Annotated in this window: 23 protein-coding genes; 14 read left to right on the forward strand and 9 right to left on the reverse strand. The window is 72.9% G+C overall.

What is annotated here, in order from left to right; translation table 11 throughout:
• A partial coding sequence (locus tag CCN33_RS32195) for an NADase-type glycan-binding domain-containing protein (protein ID WP_086695325.1) occupies positions 1 to 573 on the forward strand: 573 nt, incomplete at its 5' end.
• A gap of 21 nt (positions 574 to 594) precedes the next feature.
• Here the strand turns inward: CCN33_RS32195 and CCN33_RS22405 are convergent.
• On the reverse strand, positions 595 to 1968 hold the full coding sequence (locus CCN33_RS22405; protein ID WP_086695326.1) for an NAD-dependent succinate-semialdehyde dehydrogenase: 1374 nt from the start codon (positions 1966 to 1968) through the stop codon (positions 595 to 597).
• Between the two features lie 171 nt (positions 1969 to 2139).
• Between CCN33_RS22405 and CCN33_RS22410 the strand changes: the two genes are divergently transcribed.
• Together CCN33_RS22410 and CCN33_RS22415 are read left to right on the forward strand one after the other, a co-directional pair.
• Entirely contained in the window at positions 2140 to 3357 is a 1218-nt protein-coding gene (locus CCN33_RS22410) for a PP2C family protein-serine/threonine phosphatase (RefSeq protein WP_086695327.1), read from the forward strand.
• A gap of 77 nt (positions 3358 to 3434) precedes the next feature.
• The gene (locus tag CCN33_RS22415) at positions 3435 to 3722 is read left to right on the forward strand and encodes a hypothetical protein (protein WP_086695328.1); all 288 of its coding nucleotides are present in this window, start codon (positions 3435 to 3437) and stop codon (positions 3720 to 3722) included.
• A 21-nt stretch (positions 3723 to 3743) separates the two neighbouring features.
• Here the strand turns inward: CCN33_RS22415 and CCN33_RS22420 are convergent, their stop codons facing one another.
• The gene (locus CCN33_RS22420; RefSeq protein ID WP_086695329.1) at positions 3744 to 4898 is read right to left on the reverse strand and encodes a glutathione-independent formaldehyde dehydrogenase; all 1155 of its coding nucleotides are present in this window, start codon (positions 4896 to 4898) and stop codon (positions 3744 to 3746) included.
• Between the two features lie 424 nt (positions 4899 to 5322).
• Here CCN33_RS22420 and asnB point away from each other — a divergent pair, with 424 nt between their 5' ends.
• The 6 genes from asnB (at position 5323) to CCN33_RS22450 (ending at position 11360) form a co-directional block, all read left to right on the forward strand.
• The gene (gene asnB, locus CCN33_RS22425) at positions 5323 to 7164 is read left to right on the forward strand and encodes an asparagine synthase (glutamine-hydrolyzing) (RefSeq protein WP_086695330.1); all 1842 of its coding nucleotides are present in this window, start codon (positions 5323 to 5325) and stop codon (positions 7162 to 7164) included.
• Between the two features lie 284 nt (positions 7165 to 7448).
• Complete coding sequence (locus tag CCN33_RS22430; protein WP_086695331.1) at positions 7449 to 8345, forward strand: glycoside hydrolase family 19 protein; 897 nt, start codon at positions 7449 to 7451, stop codon at positions 8343 to 8345.
• A gap of 172 nt (positions 8346 to 8517) precedes the next feature.
• On the forward strand, positions 8518 to 9183 hold the full coding sequence (locus CCN33_RS22435; RefSeq protein WP_279628196.1) for a HemK2/MTQ2 family protein methyltransferase: 666 nt from the start codon (positions 8518 to 8520) through the stop codon (positions 9181 to 9183).
• Positions 9184 to 9268: 85 nt separating this feature from the next.
• Complete coding sequence (locus tag CCN33_RS22440; protein ID WP_086695333.1) at positions 9269 to 9484, forward strand: CDGSH iron-sulfur domain-containing protein; 216 nt, start codon at positions 9269 to 9271, stop codon at positions 9482 to 9484.
• Entirely contained in the window at positions 9481 to 10491 is a 1011-nt protein-coding gene (locus CCN33_RS22445) for an iron-containing redox enzyme family protein (protein ID WP_086695334.1), read from the forward strand. Before CCN33_RS22440 ends, CCN33_RS22445 begins: the two co-directional genes overlap by 4 nt.
• The gene (locus CCN33_RS22450) at positions 10488 to 11360 is read left to right on the forward strand and encodes an SDR family oxidoreductase (RefSeq protein WP_086695335.1); all 873 of its coding nucleotides are present in this window, start codon (positions 10488 to 10490) and stop codon (positions 11358 to 11360) included. The genes CCN33_RS22445 and CCN33_RS22450 overlap by 4 nt, the downstream gene beginning before the upstream one ends.
• 73 nt (positions 11361 to 11433) lie before the next feature.
• Here the strand turns inward: CCN33_RS22450 and CCN33_RS33205 are convergent, their stop codons facing one another.
• Together CCN33_RS33205 and CCN33_RS22460 are read right to left on the reverse strand one after the other, a co-directional pair.
• Positions 11434 to 12141 (reverse strand): hypothetical protein, encoded by a 708-nt coding sequence (locus CCN33_RS33205; RefSeq protein WP_244173903.1) that lies wholly within the window; start codon positions 12139 to 12141, stop codon positions 11434 to 11436.
• 45 nt (positions 12142 to 12186) lie between these two features.
• Positions 12187 to 12768 (reverse strand): hypothetical protein, encoded by a 582-nt coding sequence (locus tag CCN33_RS22460; protein ID WP_086695336.1) that lies wholly within the window; start codon positions 12766 to 12768, stop codon positions 12187 to 12189.
• A 245-nt stretch (positions 12769 to 13013) separates the two neighbouring features.
• Between CCN33_RS22460 and CCN33_RS22465 the strand changes: the two genes are divergently transcribed.
• Positions 13014 to 13349 carry a DUF6343 family protein gene (locus CCN33_RS22465; protein WP_086695337.1) on the forward strand — a complete coding sequence of 112 codons (336 nt, stop codon included), beginning with the start codon at positions 13014 to 13016 and terminating at the stop codon, positions 13347 to 13349.
• Between the two features lie 246 nt (positions 13350 to 13595).
• Here the strand turns inward: CCN33_RS22465 and CCN33_RS22475 are convergent, their stop codons facing one another.
• Positions 13596 to 14783, reverse strand: coding sequence for a zinc-dependent alcohol dehydrogenase (locus tag CCN33_RS22475; RefSeq protein WP_086695338.1), 1188 nt, complete (start codon positions 14781 to 14783; stop codon positions 13596 to 13598).
• A gap of 142 nt (positions 14784 to 14925) precedes the next feature.
• On the opposite strand from CCN33_RS22475, the gene CCN33_RS22480 reads away from it, so the two are divergent.
• On the forward strand, positions 14926 to 15948 hold the full coding sequence (locus tag CCN33_RS22480) for an NAD-dependent epimerase/dehydratase family protein (RefSeq protein WP_086695339.1): 1023 nt from the start codon (positions 14926 to 14928) through the stop codon (positions 15946 to 15948).
• A 216-nt stretch (positions 15949 to 16164) separates the two neighbouring features.
• Here CCN33_RS22480 and CCN33_RS22485 read toward each other — a convergent pair whose 3' ends face one another.
• Positions 16165 to 16377 (reverse strand): hypothetical protein, encoded by a 213-nt coding sequence (locus tag CCN33_RS22485; protein ID WP_086695340.1) that lies wholly within the window; start codon positions 16375 to 16377, stop codon positions 16165 to 16167.
• Positions 16378 to 16569: 192 nt separating this feature from the next.
• Here CCN33_RS22485 and CCN33_RS22490 point away from each other — a divergent pair, with 192 nt between their 5' ends.
• The 3 genes from CCN33_RS22490 to fdh are packed head-to-tail and all read left to right on the forward strand — an operon-like array spanning position 16570 to position 21757.
• Positions 16570 to 17532 (forward strand): 4Fe-4S dicluster domain-containing protein, encoded by a 963-nt coding sequence (locus CCN33_RS22490; RefSeq protein WP_086695341.1) that lies wholly within the window; start codon positions 16570 to 16572, stop codon positions 17530 to 17532.
• Positions 17529 to 18494 (forward strand): NrfD/PsrC family molybdoenzyme membrane anchor subunit, encoded by a 966-nt coding sequence (nrfD, locus tag CCN33_RS22495; RefSeq protein ID WP_208621834.1) that lies wholly within the window; start codon positions 17529 to 17531, stop codon positions 18492 to 18494. Before CCN33_RS22490 ends, nrfD begins: the two co-directional genes overlap by 4 nt.
• A 2-nt stretch (positions 18495 to 18496) precedes the next feature.
• Entirely contained in the window at positions 18497 to 21757 is a 3261-nt protein-coding gene (gene fdh, locus CCN33_RS22505) for a formate dehydrogenase (protein ID WP_244173904.1), read from the forward strand.
• Between the two features lie 16 nt (positions 21758 to 21773).
• Here the strand turns inward: fdh and CCN33_RS22510 are convergent, their stop codons facing one another.
• From CCN33_RS22510 to CCN33_RS22520, 3 genes are all read right to left on the reverse strand, one after another.
• Positions 21774 to 22682: a glycosyltransferase family 2 protein gene (locus CCN33_RS22510; protein WP_086695344.1), complete on the reverse strand. Its 909-nt coding sequence runs from the start codon at positions 22680 to 22682 to the stop codon at positions 21774 to 21776.
• Entirely contained in the window at positions 22679 to 23620 is a 942-nt protein-coding gene (locus tag CCN33_RS22515) for a glycosyltransferase family 2 protein (protein WP_086695345.1), read from the reverse strand. The genes CCN33_RS22510 and CCN33_RS22515 overlap by 4 nt, the downstream gene beginning before the upstream one ends.
• The coding region (locus CCN33_RS22520; protein WP_140394624.1) for a glycosyltransferase family 9 protein at positions 23598 to 24010 on the reverse strand (413 nt) is incomplete at its 5' end. The genes CCN33_RS22515 and CCN33_RS22520, both read right to left, overlap by 23 nt.

Below are 24010 nucleotides of genomic sequence, written 5' to 3' on the forward strand. Positions count from 1 at the left end.
CAGCCGCGTCAGCGCGCCCGCGCCGGCTCGGGCGCGCTGACGCGGCTGCTGGTGATCCTCGCGGTGGTGCTGGCGCTGTGCGTGGCGGGGTTCCTGCTGCTCCCGGCCGGGCGGGCGCTGATCGAGGACACGCGGGACAAGCTGGGCACGCCCAAGGCGGTCAGCCCGTCCCGCGTCACCGCCACGGCCGAGCTTCCGGGACATGCGGCCCGGCTCACCACGGACGGGCTGACCAACCGCTACTGGGCGATCCCCGGCAGGAGCGCGTCGGTGACGTACGCCTTCGCCAAGCCGTTCCGGTTCGTGGACGTGATCGTCACCAACGGCGCGTCCAAGAACGCCGAGGACTACGGCACCCAGGCCCGCGCCCTCCGCGTGGACATGGACGTCTACTCCGAGGACGGCCAAGTCCGGCGCAAGGAGATCGACTTGAGCGACAAGCCCGGCCCGCAGCCCATCGCGGTCGGCATGAGCCGGGTCACCTCGGTCCGGCTGACGCTCAGTGACCCGGTCGGCCTGTCCGGCGGGCGGCACGTCGCGCTGGCGGAGGTGGAGTTCTTCCAGCGGACGTGACGCTCGGGGGCGGCGGGGAGTTCAGCGCGTGACGCGGATGAGCTTGTGGTTGGCGAACTCCTCCATGCCGAAACGGCCCAGTTCGCGGCCGAAGCCGGACCGCTTCACCCCGCCGAAGGGCAGCTCGGCGGCGGTGCCGGCCGGGCCGCCGAGGAACACCATGCCGGCGGCGAGGCGCTGGGCCACCCGCTCGGCCTGCTCGTCGTCGTCGGTCTGCACCGAGGCGCTCAGCCCGTACGGCGAGTTGTTGGCGAACTCGACCGCCTCGTCCTCGGAGCCCACCTTGAACAGCAGCGCGACCGGCCCGAACAGTTCCTCCTTGTAGGCCCTCATGTCGGGCGTGATGCCGGCGAGCACCGTCGGCTCGTACCAGGCGCCCGGCCGGTCCATGCGGCGGCCGCCGGCCAGCACGGTCGCGCCCTTGGAGACGGCGTCCTGGACCTGCTCGTCCAGGGTCTGCAGGGCCTTCTCCGAGGAGAGCGGGCCCATGAACGTGCCGGGGTCGGAGGGGTCGCCGGGGACGATGCGGCGGATCGCCTCGGTGTACTGCTCGGCGAAGTCGTCGTAGTGCTCGTCCAGCGCGATGATCCGCTTGGAGGCGTTGCACGCCTGGCCCGCGTTGAGCATGCGGCCCTGGAGGGTGTTCTTCACGACGCGGGACATGTCCGAGACGCCGAGGATCAGATACGGGTCGGAACCGCCCAGTTCCAGCACGACCTTCTTCAGGTTCCGGCCCGCGATCTCGGCCACCGCCGCGCCCGCCCGCTCGGAGCCGGTGAGGGAGACGCCCTGGACACGGTCGTCGGCGATCACGTCCGCGATCTGGTCGTTGGTGGCGAAGATGTTGACGTACGCCCCCTTCGGCAGGCCCGCGTCCTGGAAGATCCGCTCCATCTCCAGCGCGGATTCCGGACACTGCGGGGCGTGCTTGAGCAGGATCGCGTTGCCCAGCATCAGGTTGGGCGCGGCGAAGCGGGCGACCTGGTAGTACGGGAAGTTCCACGGCATGATCCCGAGCAGGGTGCCGACGGCCTCCTTGCGGATGACGGCGCGGCCGCCCGAGGCCACGTCGAGCTCCTCCTCCTTCAGGAACTCCTCGCCGTGGTCGGCGTAGTACCGGTAGATCGAGACGACGATGTCGATCTCCCCGAGGCCCTGGCGGACCGGCTTGCCCATCTCGCGGGTGATGATCGAGGCGAGCTGGTCCTTGCGCTCCTCGTAGAGGTCCGCCACCCGGTGCAGCACCGCCGCGCGCTCCGCGGGGGGCCGGGCGGCCCACTCGCGCTGGGCGGTGTCGGCGGCTTCGAGCGCCTCGCTCAGTTCGGCGTCGGTCGCGGTCGGGTACTCCCGCTCGGTCTCGCCGGTGGCGGGGTTGACGATTCGGTAGTGCTCCATGACGTCCTCTCGTTCTCCGGCCCGGAAAGCCGCGGGGCGGGTGGCGACGGCCGGGTATTACCGGACGGTACGGCCAACCGGCTACCCGTGGGCAGACCCGGAACACACATCCCCCGCACCCCAATATGTGCTGAAGATCTACAAAAGAGCGATTCCAGCTACTCTGGAACGATGGCGATCGACTACGCGGCGGTGTTCCAGGCTCTGCCGGGCGCGGTCGCGCTGATCAGTGCCGATCTGGTCTTCGTCGATGCCAATCTGGCGTTTCTCGCACAGGCGGGCCGCAGCCGGGACCAGGTGGTCGGCCGGTATCTCTTCGACGCCTTCCCCGACAATCCGGCGGACCCCCGCTCCTCCGGCGCGCGGAACCTGGAGGCGTCCCTGCGCCGGGTGCTGCTGCACCGCGAGCCCGACACCATGGAGCTGCAGCGGTACGACGTGGAGTCCGCCGACCAGCCGGGCCGCTGGGAGGAGCGGTACTGGAGCCCGGTCAACGCACCGGTCTTCGCGCCGGACGGGCACATCGCCGTACTGATCCACCGGGTGGAGGAGGTCACCGAGCTGCTGCGGGCCACCGGACGTCCGGGCGGTGAGCGCAATCTGGAGGCCGAGCTGTACAGCCGGATGCGGGAACTGCACCAGGTCAACGAGCGGCTCCGCAAGGCGCATGCCCGCGAGCGCGAGGTCGCGCTCGCCCTCCAGCGTGCCATGCTCCCGGCCCCCGCCCCGGTCGGCCACCACGAGAACGCCGTCCGCTACCGCCCCGCCGTCGGCTCGCTCAACGTCTGCGGGGACTGGTACGACCTGGCCAAGCTGGTCGACGGGGACCGGATCGCCGTCGCGGTCGGCGACGTCGTCGGCCACGGGCTCGCGGCCGCCGGTGTGATGGGCCAGCTCCGCAGTGCGCTGTCCGCCACCTCACGGGTCGCCAGGGGTCCCGCGCAGGCCCTGGAGGCCCTCGGCCGCTACGCCCACTCCCTGGAGGGCGCCCAGTCCACGAGCGCGGTCACCGTCTTCATCGACTGGGACCACCACACCCTCACCTACTCCAGCGCCGGGCACCCGCCTCCCGTGCTGCTGCGCGGTGCGGGGGGCGCGGAGCTGCTCGACCGGGCGACCGATCCGCCGCTGGACGCCGCCTTCGAACCGCGCCCCCGCCCGGAGGCCACCGTCGGCTTCGCCGAGGGCGACACCCTGGTGCTGTACACCGACGGTCTCATCGAGCGGCGGCACCAGGACATCGACACCGGGCTGGACCGGCTCGTCGAGTCTCTGGAGAGCCACCGGGACGTCGTGTCGCCGGAGGCGCTGGCCGACGCCGTGCTGTCCGAAATGCTCCCCGCCGAGGGCGTGACGGACGACACCGCCCTGGTCGTCGTACGCCTCTGACCAGGGCGAAGTTGCCGGACGACAAGAGTGTGCGATCAAGGGGTCGTGCGGCGCGGAATCGGGGGTACAGGGGCCGCATGGCAGCGAAGACCGATCACTCCCGAATCCTGCGGGCCGTACGGCAGTTGCGCCGGGTGCGTGCCTTCTACGCGACCGGCGTGGCCCTGTGGCTCACCGCCGCGATCTGGACGGGCTGGATGCATCCCGGCAGCCGCCAGATGTGGGTCTCCTTGCTTCTGCTCGTGCTGTTCGCCGGGCTGCTGGTCACGGCGACGCTCTGGCTCCAGCGGCTGCGCACCTCGGACGAGGACGCTCCGGCCCACCACGCCGCGCCGGGACGGAAGATCACCGCCCAGCACGCCTGACCGGCGGGCCGGAGCCCCGGTTCACGCCGCGAGGTCGTGGCCGGGGTGCAGTACCACCTTGGTGTAGCCCTCGATCCGCTTGTCGAACTTGTCGTACGCCTGCGGGGCGTCGTCCAGCGGCAGTTCGTGGGAGACCACGAAGCTCGGCCGGGCGCGGCCGGAGGCGATCAGGTCGCGCAACTGGCGGTTGTACTTCTTGACGTTGCACTGGCCGGTGCCCATCTTCTGGCCCTTCTCGAACATCTTGCCGATCGAGACCAGGAGTTGACCGTGCTTGGCGTGCTCGTCCGGTCCACCGGGGTCGGACGGCACGTACAGGCCCGGTATGCCGAGCCGGCCGGTGGGACGGACCGTCTCCACCAGTTGGTTGAGGACGATCGCGGGCTCCTCGTGACCGCTCTCGTCGCCCTTCTGGGCCTGGTAGCCGACGGCGTCGATGCCCTTGTCGGTGCCCTCGCCGTTCGTCTGGGCCTTGATCTGCTCGGCGGGGTCGCCCTTGGTGAAGTCGATCGGGATGGCCCCGATCTCCTCGGCCTTGGCCAGCCGTTCGGGCACCCGGTCGACCACGAACACCTTCGACGCGCCGCGCAGCAGCGCCGAGTAGGCGGCCATCAGGCCCACCGGCCCGGCCCCGTACACCGCGACCGTCTCGCCGGGTGAGACCTGGGCGAGTTCGCAGCCGTGGTAGCCGGTCGGGAAGATGTCGGCCAGCAGGATGTAGTCGGTCTCGTTCTCGTCGCCCTCGGGCAGCTTCAGACAGTTGAAGTCGGCGAAGGGCACCCGCAGCCGCTCCGCCTGACCCCCGGGGTACGGGCCCATGGACACATAGCCGTACGCGCCGCCCGCGAAGCCGGGGTTCACCGTCAGACAGAACCCGGTCTCCCCGGCGAGACAGTTCTTGCAGAACCCGCACGCGACGTTGAACGGCATCACGACGCGGTCCCCCACGGACAGCGAGACCACGCCGTCGCCGATCTCCTCGATCACGCCCAGGTTCTCGTGGCCGAACACGATGCCCGGCTCGGCCGCCGTGCGCCCCTCGTACATGTGCAGATCGGAGCCGCAGATCGCGGACGAGGTGATGCGGACGATCACGTCGTTGGGGTGCTGGATCTGCGGATCGTCGACTTCTGTCACCGTGACGCTGAAGGGCCTTTCGTAGACAACGGCTTTCACCTGTGTCACCTCCGCGTCTCGTGCCGGCTGACGGCGACGGGGCGGCCCGGTGCGGTGCGGACGCGCGGGAACGCGGCCGGGCCGGGACCCGAGGCCCTCGCTTCACCGCCGTTGCTTCCAGGTAACGCCCCCCGGCCGGGCGCTGCAACTCACCCGGGATTGGTGAAGTTTTTGCCTGTGGCCGGTTCGCGGTGCCGCCGCCCTGCTCACCCGGCACACGCAGGTTTTCGCTTCGGCAAAGCGCGGCCGAAACCGGTGGTGGTCCGTGTCGCGGAGATTACGGAGCCGTTGACCGGCGCCGGTGCCGGGCGGAGGCTCGTCACATAGGTGCTCGATACAACTGGTTTGGCGACCGGGCCCGGTGCTTGCGGGAAACCACAGCTCAGCAGCGGGCCGACGGTACGCCGGCGACAGGAGGCAGCGCATGTGCGGCATCACCGGCTGGGTGTCCTTCGACCGTGATCTCGGCGCCGAGGACTCCGTATTGGATGCGATGACCGAGACGATGGCCTGCCGGGGCCCGGACGACCGGGGCGTGTGGGCGGAGGGGCCCGCCGCCCTCGGGCACCGCCGGCTCGCCATCATCGACCTGCCCGGCGGACGTCAGCCGATGTCGGTGCGCACGCCCCGGGGGAACGTCGCGCTCGTCTACTCGGGAGAGGCGTACAACTTCACCGAGCTGCGCCGCGAACTCACCGACCGGGGACACCGGTTCACCACCGATTCCGACACCGAGGTCGTCCTGCGCGGCTACCTGGAGTGGGGTGACACGGTGGCCGAGCGGCTGAACGGCATGTACGCGTTCGCCGTCTGGGACGGGCGGGACGACAAGCTGGTGATGATCCGCGACCGGATGGGCATCAAGCCGTTCTACTACCACCCCACGGCCGACGGCGTCCTCTTCGGCTCGGAGCCCAAGGCGATCCTCGCCAACCCGCTGGTCCGCCCCCGCGTCACGCTGGACGGCCTGCGGGAGCTGTTCACCATGGTCAAGACGCCGGGCCACGCGGTGTGGGACGGCATGCGCGAGGTCGAGCCGGGCAGCGTCGTCACCGTCGACCGCTCGGGCCTGCGCACCCGCGTGTACTGGCGGCTGGAGACCCGGCCGCACACCGACGACCGGGACACGACCATCGCCACCGTCCGCACGCTGCTGGACGACATCGTGCGCCGTCAGCTCGTCGCGGACGTGCCCCGCTGCACCCTGCTCTCCGGCGGGCTGGACTCCTCCGCCATGACCGCGCTGGCCGCCGAGCAGCTCGCGGAACGGGGCGAGAAGGTGCGCAGCTTCGCGGTCGACTTCGCCGGGCAGGCGGACAACTTCGTCGCGGACGAGCTGCGCGGGACCCCGGACACCCCCTTCGTCCACGACGTGGCCCGGCTCGCCGGGACCGACCACCAGGACATCGTCCTCGACGTGCAGTCCCTCGCCGACCCGGCCGCCCGCGAGAAGGTGATCCGCGCCCGTGACCTGCCCGCCGGGTTCGGTGACATGGACGCCTCCCTCCTGCTGCTCTTCCGCGCCATCCGGGACCAGTCCACGGTGGCCCTGTCGGGCGAGTCGGCGGACGAGGTGTTCGGCGGCTACCTCCAGTTCTTCGACGAGGAGGCCCGGCACGCGGACACTTTCCCCTGGCTGGTGAGCTTCGGCCGCCACTTCGGCGACGACACGGGCGTGCTGCGTCCCGAGCTGACGGACGCGCTGGATCTCAGGGGGTACGTCGCGGACGGGTTCCGTACGGCCGCCGCCGGGGTCGAACGGCTCGAGGACGAGAGCGACTTCGAGTACCGCATGCGGCGGATGTCCCACCTCCACCTCACCCGGTTCGTGCGCGTCCTGCTCGACCGGAAGGACCGGATGAGCATGGCGGTCGGCCTGGAGGTGCGGGTGCCGTTCTGCGACCACCGGCTCGTGGAGTACGTCTACAACACGCCCTGGGCGCTGAAGTCGTTCGACGGCCGCGAGAAGAGCCTCCTGCGCGAGGCCACGGCGGACGTCCTCCCCCGGTCGGTGTACGACCGCGTCAAGAGCCCCTACCCCTCGACCCAGGACCCCGGCTACGGCCGCGCCCTGCAGACCCAGGTCAAGGACCTCCTGGCCAAGCCGTCCCACCGCGTCTTCGACCTCCTGGACCGCGAGAAGGTGCGGCGCGTCGCGGAGAGTGAGTCACTGGCGGGCACCCAGGCGGCCCGACGGGGTCTGGAGCGGGCACTCGACCTCGCGACGTGGCTGGACCTGTACGCGCCGGAGGTGAGCACCGGCTGAGATCCGAAAGGGGTGCGGAGGGCGTCGAGGACGCCCTCCGCACCCTTTTGTACGCCGTCGTCCGGACCCTCGACTCCTGTTCGTGACAAGGAAGTTGACCGAACTTCACCCCTCTCCCGCGCCTCCCCTTGACTGGTACAGACCAATGCGTTTGAGTGTGGCCTCACACCCCCCATCACGGCCGCCCCCCACGCCTTGGCCGGTGTCTCCGGCATGCCCGCAGTGAGCGCGCCCGCGTTCCGCTCCGCGCTGGAACGGCCGTGGCACATCTAGGAGTTGATTCAGTGTCGAGACGGCACATCTCCGCCGCTCTGGCAGCGCTCGCCCTCGCCGTGGCACCCGTTCTGCTGCCGGCGCCGGCCGCGTCGGCCGCTCCGGCGGCCTCCTGTTCGAGCTACCCGAACTGGGTGGCCGGCAAGTCGTACCGGGCCGGTGACATCGTCCGGTACACCGACGGCAAGGCGTACATCGCCGAGCACGACAACCCGGGCTACGACCCGATCATCAGCACCTGGTACTGGGACCCGTACAACTGCGACGGCGGCGGGACCACGCCCGTCGGCAACTTCGTGGTCAGCGAGGCCCAGTTCAACCAGATGTTCCCGAACCGGAACTCGTTCTACTCCTACAGCGGGCTGGTCAACGCGCTCGGCGCGTACCCCGGCTTCGCCAACACCGGCAGCGACACGGTGAAGAAGCAGGAGGCCGCGGCCTTCCTCGCCAACGTGAACCACGAGACCGGCGGCCTGGTCTACGTGGTCGAGCAGAACACCGCGAACTACCCGACGTACTGCGACTGGAGCCAGTCGTACGGCTGCCCGGCCGGGCAGGCGGCGTACTACGGGCGCGGGCCGATCCAGCTGAGCTGGAACTTCAACTACAAGGCGGCCGGCGACGCGCTCGGCATCGACCTGCTGCACAACCCGAACCTGGTGCAGAACGACAGCGCCGTCGCCTGGAAGACCGGCCTCTGGTACTGGAACACCCAGTCCGGACCGGGCTCCATGACGCCGCACAACGCCATGGTGAACCAGGCGGGCTTCGGGCAGACCATCCGCAGCATCAACGGTTCCCTGGAGTGCGACGGCCGCAACCCCGCCCAGGTGCAGAGCCGCGTCGACGCCTACCAGCGCTTCGCGCAGATCCTCGGCGTCTCCCCCGGCGGCAACCTCTACTGCTGACGTCACGAGGCTCCCGGCGCGCCACGGCCACCCCGGCCGTGGCGCGCTCGCGCGTCACCGGACGCCCCCACTCGGTCACCAGGGGTCATGTCCCGGTTCCCCGAGGTGTGACGATCGCTACGCAGGGCACTCAGAAACGGCACGAGGAACGATCAGTGCCCTGGAGGCCGACGTGGGACCACTGGCAGCCCTGCCGACACCGCCGGGCGTGTACACCCCGCAGCACGACACCGATCTCATCGCACGTGTCATGGAGAAGGAGCACCTGGACGCCGAGTCCTGTGTGCTCGACCTGTGCACCGGCAGCGGCGCGCTGGCCGTGCGGGCCGCCGCGCGCGGGGCGCGGGTCACCGCGGTCGACATCTCCCGGCGGGCCCTGGCCACCGCCTGGTGCAACGCCCTGCTCGCCGGCCAGCGCATCACGGTGCGCCGCGGCGACCTCGTCTCGGCCGTGCCGGGCCGCAGATACGACCTGGTGGTGAGCAACCCGCCCTACGTCCCCGCGCCCGCCCCGAGGCCGCCGAGCCGGGGTTCCGCCCGTGCCTGGGACGCCGGGCCGGACGGGCGGCTCTTCGTGGACCGGATCTGCGACACCAGCGCCGGTGTGCTGAAGCGGGGCGGCGTCCTGCTCCTGGTGCACTCCGCGCTGTGCGGCACCACGCCGACCCTGGACCGGCTCACCGCCGCGGGGCTGGACGCCACCGTGGTGGACCGGGCCACCGTGCCCTTCGGCCCCGTGCTGCGCGAGCGCCGTTCCTGGCTGCACAGCCGGGGCGTGCTGCGCGACCGGCACGAGGACCAGGAGGAGCTGGTGGTGGTGCGCGCCGTGCGCCGTTGACCCGGACGGCCCGTTTCGGCGGCTTTCAGCGGGTACTCGTGCAGCACCGACCCCAGTACCCGAGCCGAGAGGACGGTGGTCACCCGTGGGCCGAGAAGCCGAGGACGCGACGAGCGTGACGATCACGCCCGACGGCCCGCTGCTCCTGCCCGGCCCGGTCGAGGTGACCCTCCCGGACGGCACGGTCGTCACCTCGCGACGCTTCACGGTCGCGCTCTGCACCTGCCGCCGCAGCCGTATCTACCCCTGGTGCGACACCAGCCACCGCCGCCGTACGAAGAACGCGAAGGAGACCCGGTGACCGGGCCCGCACTCCCCCAGCCGCGCGGCGACCTGTCCGCGGCCGTCATCGCCGCGCTGACCAGCGGTGACACCGCGCTGGACAGCACGCTTCCACCGACCGTCGACCCGTACGGCGACGACCTCCAGCTCGCCCTGTACGTGCTCTACGAGCTGCACTACCGGGGTTTCGAGGGCGTGCCCGACGAACTGGAGTGGGACCCCGGCCTGCTGGCGGTGCGGCGCGCGCTGGAGCGGCCGTTCCTCGCGGCCCTGCGCCGGGACGTGCCGCCGGGCACGAGCGCCGACGAGGCGCTGGACGCGCTGCTGGTCGAGCCGGTCGGGCACGACGACAGCAGCGTCAGCCACCACCTCCGGCGCGACGGCGAGCTCTGGCAGCTCACCGAGTACGCGGCGCTGCGCTCGCTGTACCACCTCAAGGAGGCCGACCCGCACGCCTGGGTCATCCCGAGGCTGCGCGGCCGGGCCAAGGCGGGGATGGTGGCCGTGGAGTTCGACGAGTTCGGCGGCGGCCGCCCCGAGGAGATCCACGCGCGGCTCTACGCCGATCTGATGACCGACCTCGGCCTGGACACCACCTACGGCCACTACCTCGACCGGGCGCCGGCGGCCCTGCTCGCCACGGTCAACCTGATGTCCCTCTTCGGGCTGCACCGCGCGCTGCGGGGCGCCCTGGTGGGGCACTTCGCCACCGTCGAGGTGACCTCGTCGCCGGGCTCCCGCCGGATGGCGGCCGCCCTGCGCCGGGCCGGCGCGGGCAAGGCGGCGCAGCGGTTCTACGACGAGCACGTGGAGGCGGACGCCGTGCACGAGCAGGTGGTCCGCCGGGACGTGGTCGGCGGGCTGCTCGCCGACGAGCCGCATCTCGAGGCCGACATCGCCTTCGGCGTGTACGCCACCGGTCTGCTGGAGGACCGGTTCGGCGCGCATGTGCTCAAGGCGTGGCGGCAACAGCACAGCGCCCTGCGGACACTCCCGCACGGCGGAACGGAAAGGAAGGCCCCGTGACCGAGAATCCCCTCCACCGGCATCCCCGCCCCGAGTTCCCGGAGCAGGGGCAGGAACATCCGGGCTGGACCGGCCCGATGGACCCCCCGCCGGACCACGGCGAGGAGTCCTACGAGGGCAGCGGACTGCTGACCGACCGCAAGGCGGTGATCACCGGCGGCGACTCCGGGATCGGCCGGGCGGTAGCGCTCGCCTACGCGCGCGAGGGCGCCGACGTGCTCTTCACCTATCTGCCCGAGGAGGGCGACGACGCAGCCGAGACCAGCCGGCTGGTGGAGGAGGCCGGCCGCAAGGCGGTGGCGGTGCCCTGCGACATCCGGGAGGAAGAGCAGTGCCGCCGGCTGATCGAGCGGGCGGTGGACGAGTTCGGCCGCATCGACATCCTGGTGAACAACGCCGCCTACCAGATGTCCCAGCCGGACGGCATCGAGGCGATCACCACCGAGCAGTTCGACCGGGTGGTGCGCACCAACCTGTACGGCATGTTCTGGCTGAGCAAGATGGCGCTGCCGCACATCCCGGCGGGCGGCAGCATCATCAACACCACGTCCGTGCAGGCGTACAAGCCGAGTCCGCATCTGCTGGACTACGCGATGACCAAGGGCGCGATCGTCACCTTCACCCAGGGGCTGGCGCAGATGGTGGCCGAGGACGGCATCCGGGTGAACGCCGTGGCGCCGGGCCCGGTGTGGACGCCGCTGATCCCGGCGACGATGCCGGACACGGTCGAGTTCGGCAAGCAGTCCCCGCTCGGCCGCCCGGCCCAGCCTGCCGAAATGGCGCCCGCCTACGTCTTCCTGGCCTCGCCGCACGCCAGCTTCATCACGGCGGAGATCCTCAACGCGACGGGCGGCACGCCGTTGCCGTAACCGCCGCGCAACACACGACAGCGGCCCGGACCTCGTCGGTCCGGGCCGCTGTCGTGTGCGACGTGAGCCGGGCTCAGGCGTCCAGGAGCTGGTTGAAGAAGGTGCGGTACTGCTGGAGGGCCACCCGCAGGCCCTCGGTCTCGACCTGCTCGCCGCGGCTCCACTGGCCCTCGAGTTCCTTCTTGTGGTCGGCGAAGGTCGCGGCCAGCGACTGGATGACGTCGGCGACCAGCGCGTCCGCCGAACGGACGGCGTCCTTGGGATCGTCGACGAAGGTGCCCTGGATCCTGGCCCAGCGCTCGCGGAAGTTGTCGGCCTCCTGGTGGGCGATCAGCGGGTCGGCGCCCTCGTCCACCGAGCGCGGCTGCCCGCCGCCCTGCCGCTGGTCCCCGTCCGGACGCCGGTCGCGGTCGTCGCGCCCGGTCAGGGGGGTGCGCTCCGGAGCACCGGCCGGCTCGCCCGTGGCGGCGCGCTCGGGCGCGTTCTCCCGCTCGCCGGGAACGGCCCGCGCGTCGTCGGAGACGGCCGACGCCTCCCCGGGGTAGGCCGGCGGGGGCGCCTCGGAAGTGCGCTCGGCCGTCTGGTCGGGCCGTGCCCCCGACAGCGGGCCGGAGCGGGCGTCCGGCGGGGCGTCGTGGCCGGTGTCGGACGGTGCGTCCGGACGCGGCTCGGACAGGGGGCCGGAGCGGGCGTCGGGACGGCTCTCCCGGCCGGGGCGGGCCAGGTCCTCCGTGGTCAACTCACCCTCGCCGGGGCCGCTGTTGGTGTGCCGGTCTGACATGACAACCTCGTTTTCGCTCGTGCCGTGGTGGAAGTGCGCGCCGGGTCAGGCCGCGTCGTGCCCGGTGCTCTCGTGGTGCGGGGGACGGCCGCTGCCCAGCAGGTCGTCGAAGAGGGTGCGGTAGCGCACCATGGCGCCGCGCAGCTCCTCCGTGGTGGCCTCGCCGTTCTCGTTGCGCAGGCTCACGTCGTGGGCGTCGCGGTAGTGCTCCAGGGTCTGCGCGTGCTCGACGGACAGGTCCCGGAGCTGCTGCTCGAACCCCTCGGTGGGGTAGCCGCGGTCGCGCATGAGCTGGGTCACCAGGCGGTCGGCGTCGTCGACGCTCTGCGCCGGATGGTCGACGAACCGCTCCTGCGTGTCCCTCCACTCCGCGGCGTAGCGGTCCCGCTCCTCGGGGGACAGCTCCTTGAGGTCCAGGCCGCGGTGCCGCTTCTCGCGGGCCTGCAGTTCGCGCTCGGCCTCCCGCCTGCTCTCGCCGGACTGCACGGCCCGGTCGTACTCGGGGCCGAACTTCTCCTGGAGGCGGCGCCTGCGGCGGCGCGTCACGAGCCACACTCCCGCGGCGGCCAGGATCAGGATGACCGCGATGGGAACCAGGATCGCGATCAGCGTTTGTGCGGTGGACATCGCCTCTCCCGCTGGGTGAGTTGAGTGGAGGGGCCGGCCGGGTCGGCGGCCTGCCGGTTACTCCGCCCGAGTACCCCGGCCCCGTTCCCGCACACCGCCCGGCCTGGCGCGCAGGGGGTGGTTGCCGCGGCGCGGGGGCGGGTACGCGGAGTCGGCACCGGGCAGCCCGGCGTCCGTCGTGCGGCGGGCCGCCTCCCTCCTCGGAGTCCTCGAGGACTCCTCGCGACCTGGACGGGGATGAGGGCATGAGCCGACGACACACTCAGGACGACACGGCACGCGTGCCGCGCGCGCGTCCGGGCGCGATCGGCCGACGCCAGGCACGCACCGGTACCGAACCGGTCACCGCCCGCAGCGCCCTGAAGCTGCGCCTGGTGCTCAGCGTGACCGGGTTGCTGGTCTTCGTGCTCGGTACGGTGGTCTTCGCCGTCTGGGCGGGCGCGGTGCGGCAGCAGGACGTGCCGGACCCCACCCAGCTCACGGTCCTGGCCGTCATCTGCGGTGTCCTCGCGGTGTTCGCCGCCGTGGACCTGGTCGTGGTGCTGCTGCGCCTCGCACGCGAACGCGCCCGCCGGACATGAGCGAGGGTGAGGAAGGGCGGGGCTACGACGCCACGCCCTTCCTCCCGAGCCGCCGGGCGGCCCTGGCCCGGCGGCAAGCGGCGTGCCCACAAATCCCCCACCCCGCGGGACATGACGGTGTGCCGCCCCTGGGTGCCCGCCGAACTGCGCCCGGTGTCACCGGTCCACGACGGCCTGGTGGCCGGCCTGCGCATCGTCGCGGACGTCCTGCGACGCGGCTGACCGGCCGGCCATCGGGGGCGCGCCTCACCAGGGTTCGAGGACCGCCTTGATCATGCCGTCCTTCTTCGCCTGGAACGTCTCGTACGCCTGCGGCCCCTGCTCCAGCGGGAGGGTGTGGGTGGCGAAGGTGTCCACGCCGAGCGGGTCCTCGTCGGTGAGCAGCGGGAGGATGTCGCCCACCCAGCGGTGCACGTTGGCCTGGCCCATGCGGAGCTGGATCTGCTTGTCGAACAGGGTCAGCATCGGCATGGGGTCGGCCATGCCCCCGTACACGCCGGACAGCGAGATGGTGCCGCCCCGGCGGACGAGGTCGATGGCGAGGTGCAGCGCGCCGAGCCGGTCGACGCCCGCCTTCTCCATGAAGCGCTGCGCGACGGCGTCGGGGAGCAGACCGGTGGCCCACTGGGCGGCCTTGGCGAAGGGCGCGCCGTGCGCCTCCATGCCGACGGCGTCGATGACCGCGTCCGGGCCGCGTCCGTCGGTGACGTCGCGGATCGCGTCGGCCAGGCCGTCGCCGTACTCGCCGAGGTCGTAGACGGTGATGCCGTGTTTGCGGGCCCGGGCGAGGCGTTCGGGGACGAGGTCGACGCCGATGACGTCCTCGACGCCCCGGTGCCGGGCGATGCGGCAGGCCATCTCGCCGATCGGGCCGAGGCCGAGCACCACCAGGCTGCCGCCGGGCCGCACACCGGCGTACTCGACGGCCTGCCAGGCGGTGGGCAGTACGTCGGAGAGGTAGAGGAAGCGCTGGTCGGGCGGGCCGTCGGGGACCTTCACGGGAAGCTGGTCGCCGAAGGGCACCCGGAGGAACTGCGCCTGGCCACCGGGGACCTGGCCGTACAGCTTGGTGTAGCCGAACAGGGAGGCGCCCATGCCCCGGTCGCGGACCTGGGTGGTCTCGCACTGGGAGTGCAGGCCCTGCCCGCACATGTGGCACTGGCCGCAGGAGACGTTGAAGGGCACCACCACGCGGTCCCCGGGGGCGAGGGAGGTCACCTCGGAGCCGGTCTCCTCCACGATGCCCATGGGTTCGTGGCCGAGGATGTCGCCGGGGTCGAGGAACGGGCCGAGGACTTCGTACAGATGCAGATCCGACCCGCAGATCCCACTGGACGTCACGCGGACGATGACGTCGGTGGGGTCCTGGAGCTGCGGGTCGGGGACGGTGTCGACCCGGACGTCCCTCCTGCCGTGCCAGGTGAGAGCGCGCATGTGTCCTCCCATGCTCGTGTGTTCGTCGGTGCTGCGGCTCGGTCCCGTGGCGGGTACCCGGCACTCCCGCACTTACCCGGCGCTTGACAGGCCGTGCCACGGGTACCCGGCGGGCCCTCGACCCCAAGGGAAGGCGGCTGTCATGACCGGCACGGCGAACGGCGGGCTCCGGGTGGTGGTGACCGGCGCCACCGGCAATGTCGGCACGAGCGTCGTGGAGGCGCTGCGCGGGCGTCCCGAGGTGGCGTCGGTGACCGGTGTGGCGCGCAGGGCCCCCGACTGGCAGCCGGAGGGCACGACCTGGGTGGCGGCCGACGTCGACCCGGACGGCGCCGACCTGGTGTCCCTCTTCCGGGGCGCTGACGCGGTGGTGCATCTGGCGTGGAAGTTCCAGCCCACCCACGACCCGGTGACGACCTGGCGGACCAACGTCCTCGGCAGCATCCGGGTGTTCGAGGCGGCGGCGGAGGCGGGAGTGCCCGCGCTGGTCCACGCCTCGTCGGTCGGCGCCTACTCACCGGGCCCCAAGGACCGCGAGGTGGACGAGTCCTGGCCCACGCACGGCTGGCCGCAGGCCGCGTACTGCCGGGAGAAGTCGTATCTGGAGCGGTACTTGGACGCCTACGAGCTGCGGCACTCCCGGACGCGGGTGGTGCGGATGCGGCCGGGGTTCCTCTTCAAGCGGGAGGCTGCCTCGGAGCAGCGGCGGATCTTCGCCGGGTCCTGGCTGCCCACCCAGTGGGTGCGGCCGCCGTTCGTGCCGGTGATCCCGGACCTGCCCGGCCTGAAGTTCCAGGCGGTGGACACCGACGACGCGGCCGCCGCGTTCACCGAGGCGGTGCTCCGCCCGGTGAGCGGTGCCTTCAACCTGGCCGCCGATCCGCCCCTGGACGCGGCGACGCTGGCCGGACTGCTTCAGGCGCGCCCGCTGCGCGTCCCGCTGCCGCCACTACGGGCCGCGTTGTCGGCGGCGTGGCGGCTGCGGCTCGTGCCGGCCTCCCCGGACCTCTTCGACGCGGTCCTGCGCCTGCCGCTGCTGGACTCCGCCCGCGCGCGCACGGAGCTGGACTGGGAACCCCGGTACACGGCGGTGGAGGCGATCCAGGAGTTCCTGGAAGGACTGAGGGAGCACGCGGGCATGAACACCGCCCCGCTCGCGTCGTGAACTCGGCTCACGAGGGCTCACCGGGGGGAGGCGCGGTGAGCCACGCACGGTGACACGGCACGCGCCGGCGTCCGCCGTGCGTGGCTGACCGGGCGCCGGGACGACGCGTCCCCGGCCTGCCCGGGCCGCGGCACGGAGCCGCGCTCGGGGGCTTCTCCGGCCGCCGCACGCTGTGGTGGCCGAGCTGTCGGCACCGGGCCGACGCGGTTTCGCGCGTCACCCGGAGGGCTCGTCGGGGACGGGCTGGTCGGGGCGGACCCCGGCGGAGTCCGGTGCGCCGCGCGGGCCGGCTCCCGCCTCGTCCGTGTCGGGCACCTCGCTGGCGTCGTCCTGCACGGGGGCGTCCCAGCGGTCGTCGCCGTGGCTCGCCTGCTGGTCGGGCAGGTCCCTGGGAACGGGCCGGGCGTGGGTGTCGTGGTGCTCCGTCATGACTTCTCCTCGTGTGCCGGGCTCGGGGCTCGCCGCGCCGGTCGGGCGGCCCGTCGCGGGTACCCCGTGGTCCCGTGAGCATGCGGGGCCGGGTGGCCGGATGCGGGAGCGGGCCGTCTCGGGGCGCGCGGGCCGGGCACCCGTGCAACGCTCGGGAGTGTGGGCGACCGGGAGACCGAGGAGGGCTGTCGCATGGTTCGGGACGACGACGGCACACGGCCGGGTGGCGACCTGCTGTCCGGGCCGGAGCCGGACCTGGCCGCCGCAGACGGCTACCCCGACGCCCCACCGCGCGTGGGCTTCTTCACCGACACCTCCGTCTGCATCGGCTGCAAGGCGTGCGAGGTGGCCTGCAAGGAGTGGAACGCCGTCCCGGAGGACGGGCTGGAGCTGACGGGCATGTCGTACGACAACACCCGAGGGCTCGGCGCCGACACCTGGCGGCACGTGGCCTTCATCGAGCAGCGTGTCCCGGCCGGCCGGGCGAGCGCGGGGGACGACGACGTGTTCGCCGCCGCCGCGCGCCTCGGCACCGACTCCCCCGGCCCGCGCGACGCCCTTCCCCCGGTCGCTCCCGAGGGCCCGGCCGGGATGCGCTGGCTGATGTCGTCGGACGTGTGCAAGCACTGCACCCACGCGGCCTGCCTGGACGTGTGTCCCACGGGCGCGCTGTTCCACACCGAGTTCGGCACGGTGGTGGTGCAGGAGGACATCTGCAACGGCTGCGGCTACTGCGTGCCCGCCTGCCCGTACGGCGTCATCGACCAGCGCCCGGACGACGGCCGGGCCTGGAAGTGCACCCTGTGCTACGACCGGCTCGGCGTCGGCATGGAACCGGCCTGCGCCAAGGCGTGCCCGACCGACTCCATCCAGTTCGGCCCCCTGGACGAACTGCGCGAGCGGGCCGCCACCCGGGTGGCGGGCCTGCACGCCGCCGGGGTGACGGACGCCCGGCTGTACGGCGAGGACCCGGAGAACGGGGTCGGCGGCGACGGCGCGTTCTTCCTGCTGCTCGACGAGCCCGAGGTGTACGGACTGCCGCCGGACCCGGTGGTGACCACCAGGGATCTGCCCGACATGTGGCGGCACGCGGCGCTGGCGGCGGCCACACTCGGCGCGCTCGTCGCCGCCGCATTCGCCGGGCGGCGGCGATGAACGGCCCGGCCGTGCCCCGCGCCTCCCGGCGGATCCGGCGCCGCCGTCGCGGCCGGGACGGCCAACCGGTGGTCCCGGAAGCCGAGTTCACCTCGTACTACGGCCTGCCCGTGCTGAACACGCCGACCTGGGAGGCGCTGGACATCGCCGGCTACCTCTACCTGGGCGGGCTGGCCGGCGGCTCCTCGCTGCTGGCGGCCGGGGCGGAACTGACGGGGCGGCCGGTGCTGGCGCGGCGGGCCCGGCTGGGCGCGGCCGGGGCGATCTCGCTCTCGCTGGCCGCGCTCGTCCACGATCTGGGGCGCCCGGCCCGCTTCCTGAACATGCTCCGGGTCTTCAAGCCGACCTCGCCGATGAGCGTGGGCTCCTGGCTGCTGTCCGGGTACGCGCCGCTGACGATGGTGGCGGCGGCCACCGACGCCGTGCGCCGGTTCCGGCCCGTCGGGGTCGCCGCGACGGCGGGGGCCGCCGTTCTGGCGCCGGCCGTGGCCACCTACACGGCGGTGCTGATCGCGGACACGGCGGTGCCCTCCTGGCACGAGGGGTACCGCGAGCTGCCGTTCGTGTTCGCCGGTTCGGGCGCCTCGGCGGCGGCCGGGCTGGCGCTGCTCACCGTCCCGTGGGCCGAGGCGGGCCCGGCGCGGCGCGTGGCCGTACTGGGGGCGGCGCTGGAACTGGGCTCCTTCCGGCTGCAGAAGCGCCGTATGGGCCTGGCCGCCGAGCCCTTCGAGCTGGGCGGCGCGCGCCGTCTGCTGCGCACGGCGGAGGCGCTGACGGCGGGCGGTGCCGCGCTGGCGCTGCTGACCGGGCGGGTGCGCGACCGGCGGGCGGCCGCAGTCGCCGGAGCGGCCCTGCTCGCCGGGTCGGCGGCCCTGCGGTTCGGCGTGTTCCGGGCCGGGGTGGCGTCGGCGGAGGACCCGAAGTACACGGTCGTGCCGCAGCGGGAAAGGCTGGGGAGGTAGTCATGGGCGTACGCACCTGGATCGACTCGTGGCCGGTCTACCGCCAGCTCACCGGTACGGACCCGCTCGGGCGGGGCGCGGCGGCCAAGAGCCCGCGCAGCGCGGGCCTGCGTCCCCGGGTGGCCACCGCCGACCGGGTGGTGAAGTCCGTCTGTCCCTACTGCGCGGTGGGCTGCGGCCAGAACGTCTACGTGGAGAACGGCGAGGTCACCCAGATCGAGGGCGATCCGGACTCGCCCGTCTCCCGTGGCCGGCTGTGCCCCAAGGGCGCGGCCAGCCTCCAGCTGTGCACGGGGGACGCCCGCGAGCACCACGTCCTGTACCGGCGTCCGCACGGCACCGAGTGGGAGCGGCTGGACCTCGGCACGGCGATGGACATGATCGCCGACCGGGTGATCGCCGCCCGGCGCGCGGGCTGGCAGTGGGAGGCCGACGGGCGGCGCACCCGGCGCACACTGGGCCTGGCGAGCCTGGGCGGGGCGACGCTGGACAACGAGGAGAACTACCTCATCAAGAAGCTGTTCACCGCGCTGGGAGCCATCCAGATCGAGAACCAGGCGCGTGTTTGACACTCCTCCACGGTTCCCGGTCTGGGAACCTCGTTCGGCCGCGGCGGCGCGACCACCTTCCAGCAGGACCTCCAGAACTCCGACTGCGTGGTCATCCAGGGCTCGAACATGGCCGAGTGCCATCCGGTCGGGTTCCAGTGGGTGATGGAGGCCAAGGCACGGGGGGCCAAGGTGATCCATGTCGACCCGCGGTTCACCCGCACCAGCGCGCTCGCGGACGTGCACGTGCCCCTGCGCGCGGGCTCGGACATCGCGTTTCTCGGCGGGATCGTCAACCATGTGCTGAGCGAGGACAAGTATTTCCGGGACTATGTGGTGGCCTACACCAACGCGTCGGTGATCCTGCGGGATGACTTCCGCGACACCGAGGACCTGGACGGCGTCTTCTCCGGGCTGGACCCCGACAGCCGCACCTACGACCAGAGCACCTGGCAGTACGAGGGCACGCAGGTGCGGGCGCCGGCCGGGGAGCGCGACCGGGAGGAGAGCGAGGACGGCGGCTCGATGAAGGAGGCCGCGCGCGGCGAGTCGCACGGCTCGGGCGGTGCCGTGCTCGGTGAGGGCGAGCCCGAGCGGGACGAGACGCTCACCCATCCGCGCTGTGTCCTGCAGGTCCTCAAGCGGCACTACGCCCGCTACACGCCCGAGATGGTGGAGCGGGTCTGCGGGGTGCCGCGGGACATGTTCCGTGAGGTGTGCGAGCTGGTCACGGAGAACTCCGGACGCGAGCGGACCACGGCGTTCGCCTACGCGGTCGGCTGGACCCAGCACACGGTGGGCGTGCAGTACATCCGGACCGCCGCCGTGCTGCAGAGTCTGCTGGGCAACATCGGCCGGCCCGGCGGCGGCATCCTCGCGCTGCGCGGGCACGCCTCCATCCAGGGCTCGACGGACATCCCGACCCTGTTCAACCTGCTGCCCGGCTACATCCCGATGCCCCACGCGCAGCAGGGCCAGGACCTGGACGCCTTCGTCGCGGCGGAGTCCGCCCACAAGGGCTACTGGGGCAACATGCGCTCCTACCTGGTCAGCCTGCTCAAGGCGTACTGGGGGGACGCGGCCACGGCGGAGAACGACTTCTGCTTCGACCACCTGCCACGGCTGACCGGCTCCCACTCCACGTACGAGACCACGCTGGCGCAGTTGGACGGCACGTGCCGGGGTTACTTCCTGCTGGGCGAGAACCCCGCGGTGGGCAATGCCGACGCGAAGATGATGCGGCTGGGCATGGCCGCCCTGGAGTGGCTGGTGGTGCGGGACTTCTCGCTCATCGAGTCGGCCACCTGGTGGAGGGACGGTCCCGAGATCGAGACCGGGGAGCTGCGCACCGAGGACATCGGCACCGAGGTGTTCTTCCTCCCCGCCGCCGCGCACATCGAGAAGGCGGGCAGCTTCACCAACACCCAGCGGCTGCTCCAGTGGCACCACCAGGCGGTCGAGCCACCCGGCGAGGCCCGCAGCGATCTGTGGTTCACCTACCACCTCGGCCGGCTGATCCGGGAGAAGCTCGCGGCGTCCACCGACGAGATGGACCGGCCGCTGCTGGACCTGGTCTGGGACTACCCGACCGAGGGCCCGCTCGCCGAACCGGACGCGGAGGCCGTGCTCGCCGAGATCAACGGCCGCACGGCGGACGGCACTCCGCTCTCCTCCTACGAGCAGCTCGCGGACGACGGCTCGACCGCGTGCGGCTGCTGGATCTACTGCGGGGTGTACGCCGACGGCGTCAACCAGGCCGCTCGCCGCAGACCCGGCGGTGAGCAGAGCTGGGTGGCGCCCGAGTGGGCGTGGGCGTGGCCCGCCAACCGGCGCATCCTGTACAACCGCGCCTCGGCGGACCCCGACGGCCGGCCGTGGAGCGAGCGCAAGGCCCTGGTGTGGTGGGACCCGGACAAGGGCGAGGCGGGCGAGTGGAGCGGGCACGACGTGCCGGACTTCAAGAAGGACAAGGCGCCCGACCACGAGCCGCCCCCGGACGCCAGGGGACCGGAGGCCCTCTCCGGCCGGGACCCGTTCATCATGCAGGCGGACGGAAAGGCATGGCTGTACGCGCCGGCCGGGCTCACGGACGGCCCGCTGCCCACGCACTACGAGCCGCAGGACTCCCCCGTCCCGAACCTGCTGTACGGGCGACAGCGCAACCCGGTACGGCATTTGCTGCCCTCGGTCCCGGACAACCGGTACCAGCCGAGCGGCGGCGCGCCCGGCACGGAGGTGTTCCCGTACGTGGCCACCACCTACCGGCTCACCGAGCACCACACGGCGGGCGGCATGTCCCGCTGGCTGCCGTACCTGGCCGAGCTGCAGCCCGCGTTCTTCTGCGAGGTGTCCCCGGAACTGGCCGCCGAGCGCGGTCTGGAGCACCTGGGCTGGGCGACGATCGTCAGCGCGCGGGCCGTGATCGAGGCGCGGGTGCTGGTCACGGGGCGGATGTCGCCGCTGACCGTGAACGGACGCCCGCTGCACCAGGTGGGCCTGCCCTACCACTGGGGCCCGAACGGCTACAGCACCGGTGACGCGGCCAACGAGCTGCTGCATCTGTCCCTGGACCCGAACACCCACATCCAGGAGTCGAAGGCGTTCGCCGTGGACGTCCGGCCCGGTCGGCGTCCGCGCGGCCCGGCGTCGGTGGAGCTGGTGCGGGCCTACCGGGCGCGGGCGGGCATCGACGCGGAGACCGGTACGGAACTCTGACCCGGGCCGGGGAGGGTCACCCCACGTACCGGCGGGCGGTGGAGCCCCGGCGGGCCCGCTGGAGGGTGCTCAGCCGGCGTTCCAGATGGAGCGGGACGGGGTCGCGCTGCCGGAGCACCCAGGGCACCCCGGCCAGCGCCCGGCCGACGGCGCGGAGCGTGGCGGCGTCCCTGGGCACCGTGGCCAGCAGGGCGACGGTGCGCGACAGCGCGGGCAGCAGGGGGCGCCGCAGCCAGGTGAACCACAGGGTGTTGCGGATCCCCAGGACCCGACGCTCGGTGCTGTCCCGCCGTACGGACGCCTCGTGGTGGGCGGTCATGTCGTCCAGGTAGCTGAGCCACCAGCCCTGGCGCTGCAGGTCGGTGGCGAGCAGCTCCTCCTCGCCGCCGAGCCACAGCCCCGGATGGAAGCCGCCCGCGCCCCGGAAGGCGTCGGCGCGCAGCACGGTGGCGGCGGCGAGGAACGAGCCCAGGGCCGGGCCGGGCAGCCAGTCGGGGCCGGTGAGCGGCGAGTCCCGCAGCTCCGCCGTGACCGGGTCCTCCGCGCCGGAGGGCTCCATGACGATGCGGGCGGTGACCGCGGCCAGCCCCGGCCGGGCGTCGAGCGCGTCCGCGGCCCGGCGCAGACTGCCGGGCTCCCACCAGGAGTCGTCGTCGCAGAAGGCGATGTAGGGGGTGCGGACCTCGCGCACCGCGAGGTTGCGGCCGACGGCGCCCAGGTTGCGGCCGGGCTCCAGCAGCCGCGTGGCGGGGAAGTCCCGGCGGACCGCCTCGGCCGTGCCGTCGGCCGAGCCGTTGTCGGTGACGATCACCTCGGGCGCCTCCGGCAGCTTCGCCAACTCGCCCAGCGTGCGCAGCAGTTCGTCCCGCCGGTTGTGGGTGATGACCACCACGGTGGTGCGGGTGTCCGGTCCTGCTGTGGTCATGCGGGTCCCTCCCTCCGGGCGCGCTCGGCCCGGTCGGTGTCGAGGAGCCGGGCCGACCGCTCGACGGCGGGCGGCAGCCGGTGGCGGCGGGCCAGGGCGGCGGGCAGCCGGGCCAGGAGTTCGCGCAGCGCGGGCGCGGCTCCCGGGCGGCCGGTGGCGGCGGCCACCGCGAGGCGCGCGCTGGCCGCGAGGGCGACGGACAGGGGGCGGCGCAGCCAGAGGGTGAGCACCTCGTTGCGCCACAGCCGGGGGTTGCGCCCGTGGCGGCCTGCCGGGGCCGGGTGGTGACGGGCCGTCAGGGAGGGGTCGTGGACGACGCCCCAGCCCCGGGCGGCGAGGTCGTAGGCGAGCAGGGTCTCCTCGCCGCCGAAGAAGAGCAGCGGATGGAAGCCGCCGGCCGCGCGGAAGGCGTCTTTGCGGACCACGCAGGCGCAGGCGAGGAAGCCGAGTACCGGGCGCCCCGGCAGGTCGGGTTCGGGCGGCAGCGGGGAGGTGGCGAGCACGGTGTTGAGGGGGTCCTCGGTGCCGTCGGGGCCGACCAGGGTGCGGGCGACGACCAGGCCCAGCCGGGGATGGGCGTCCAGCAGGTCGGCGGCGCGGCGCAGGGCGCCGGGCTCCCACCAGGAGTCGTCGTCGCTGAACGCGACGTAGGGGGTCTCGGCGCGGTCCACGGCCAGGTTGCGCCCGAGCGCCCCGGTGTTGGCGCGGGGGCACAGCAGCCGGGGGGCGCCCGGGTGGCGGCGGACGGCGCGGAGGGAGGCGTCGCCGGTGCTGTTGTCGACGACGATGACCGGTGGCCGTTCGGGCAGCGCGGTCAGGGCGTCGAGGGTGCGGACGAGGCTGGCGCAGCGGTCGCGGGTGATCACGGCGACGGTGACCCGGTCCTCGGCGGTGTCCGGGCGCCCGGCCGACGGGTCAGAGGTGGAGGGCACCGGCATCGACGCCGTCTCCTCTCGGCGGTCCGGTGGGCGGCAGCAGGGCGAGCGCGGCGAGGACGGCCTCCTCTGCGCCGATCCTGAGCAGGCCGGGGTCGGTGACCGTGCCGTGCGGGTCGCCGGGCGGGCCGGGCCGCCACAGGGCGCGGTGGCGCGGCAGTGCAGGCGGCCCCCACAGGGCCGGCGGTACGGGCCCGAAGAGGGTCACCGAGGGCGTGCCGTGGGCGAACGCCAGATGGGCGATCCCGGTGTCGCCGCTGACGACCAGGGCGGCGTGGGCGACGAGCGCGGAGAGGACGTCGAAGCGCAACCCGCCGGTGAGCAGGTCCCCGGCGGGCACACCTGAGCTGTCGGCGACGTCCTGGACGAGCCGGTCCTCGCCCGGCCCGCCGG

The sequence above is a fragment of the Streptomyces recifensis genome (genome assembly GCF_002154615.1).
Classification (GTDB): Bacteria; Actinomycetota; Actinomycetes; order Streptomycetales; family Streptomycetaceae; genus Streptomyces; species Streptomyces griseoluteus.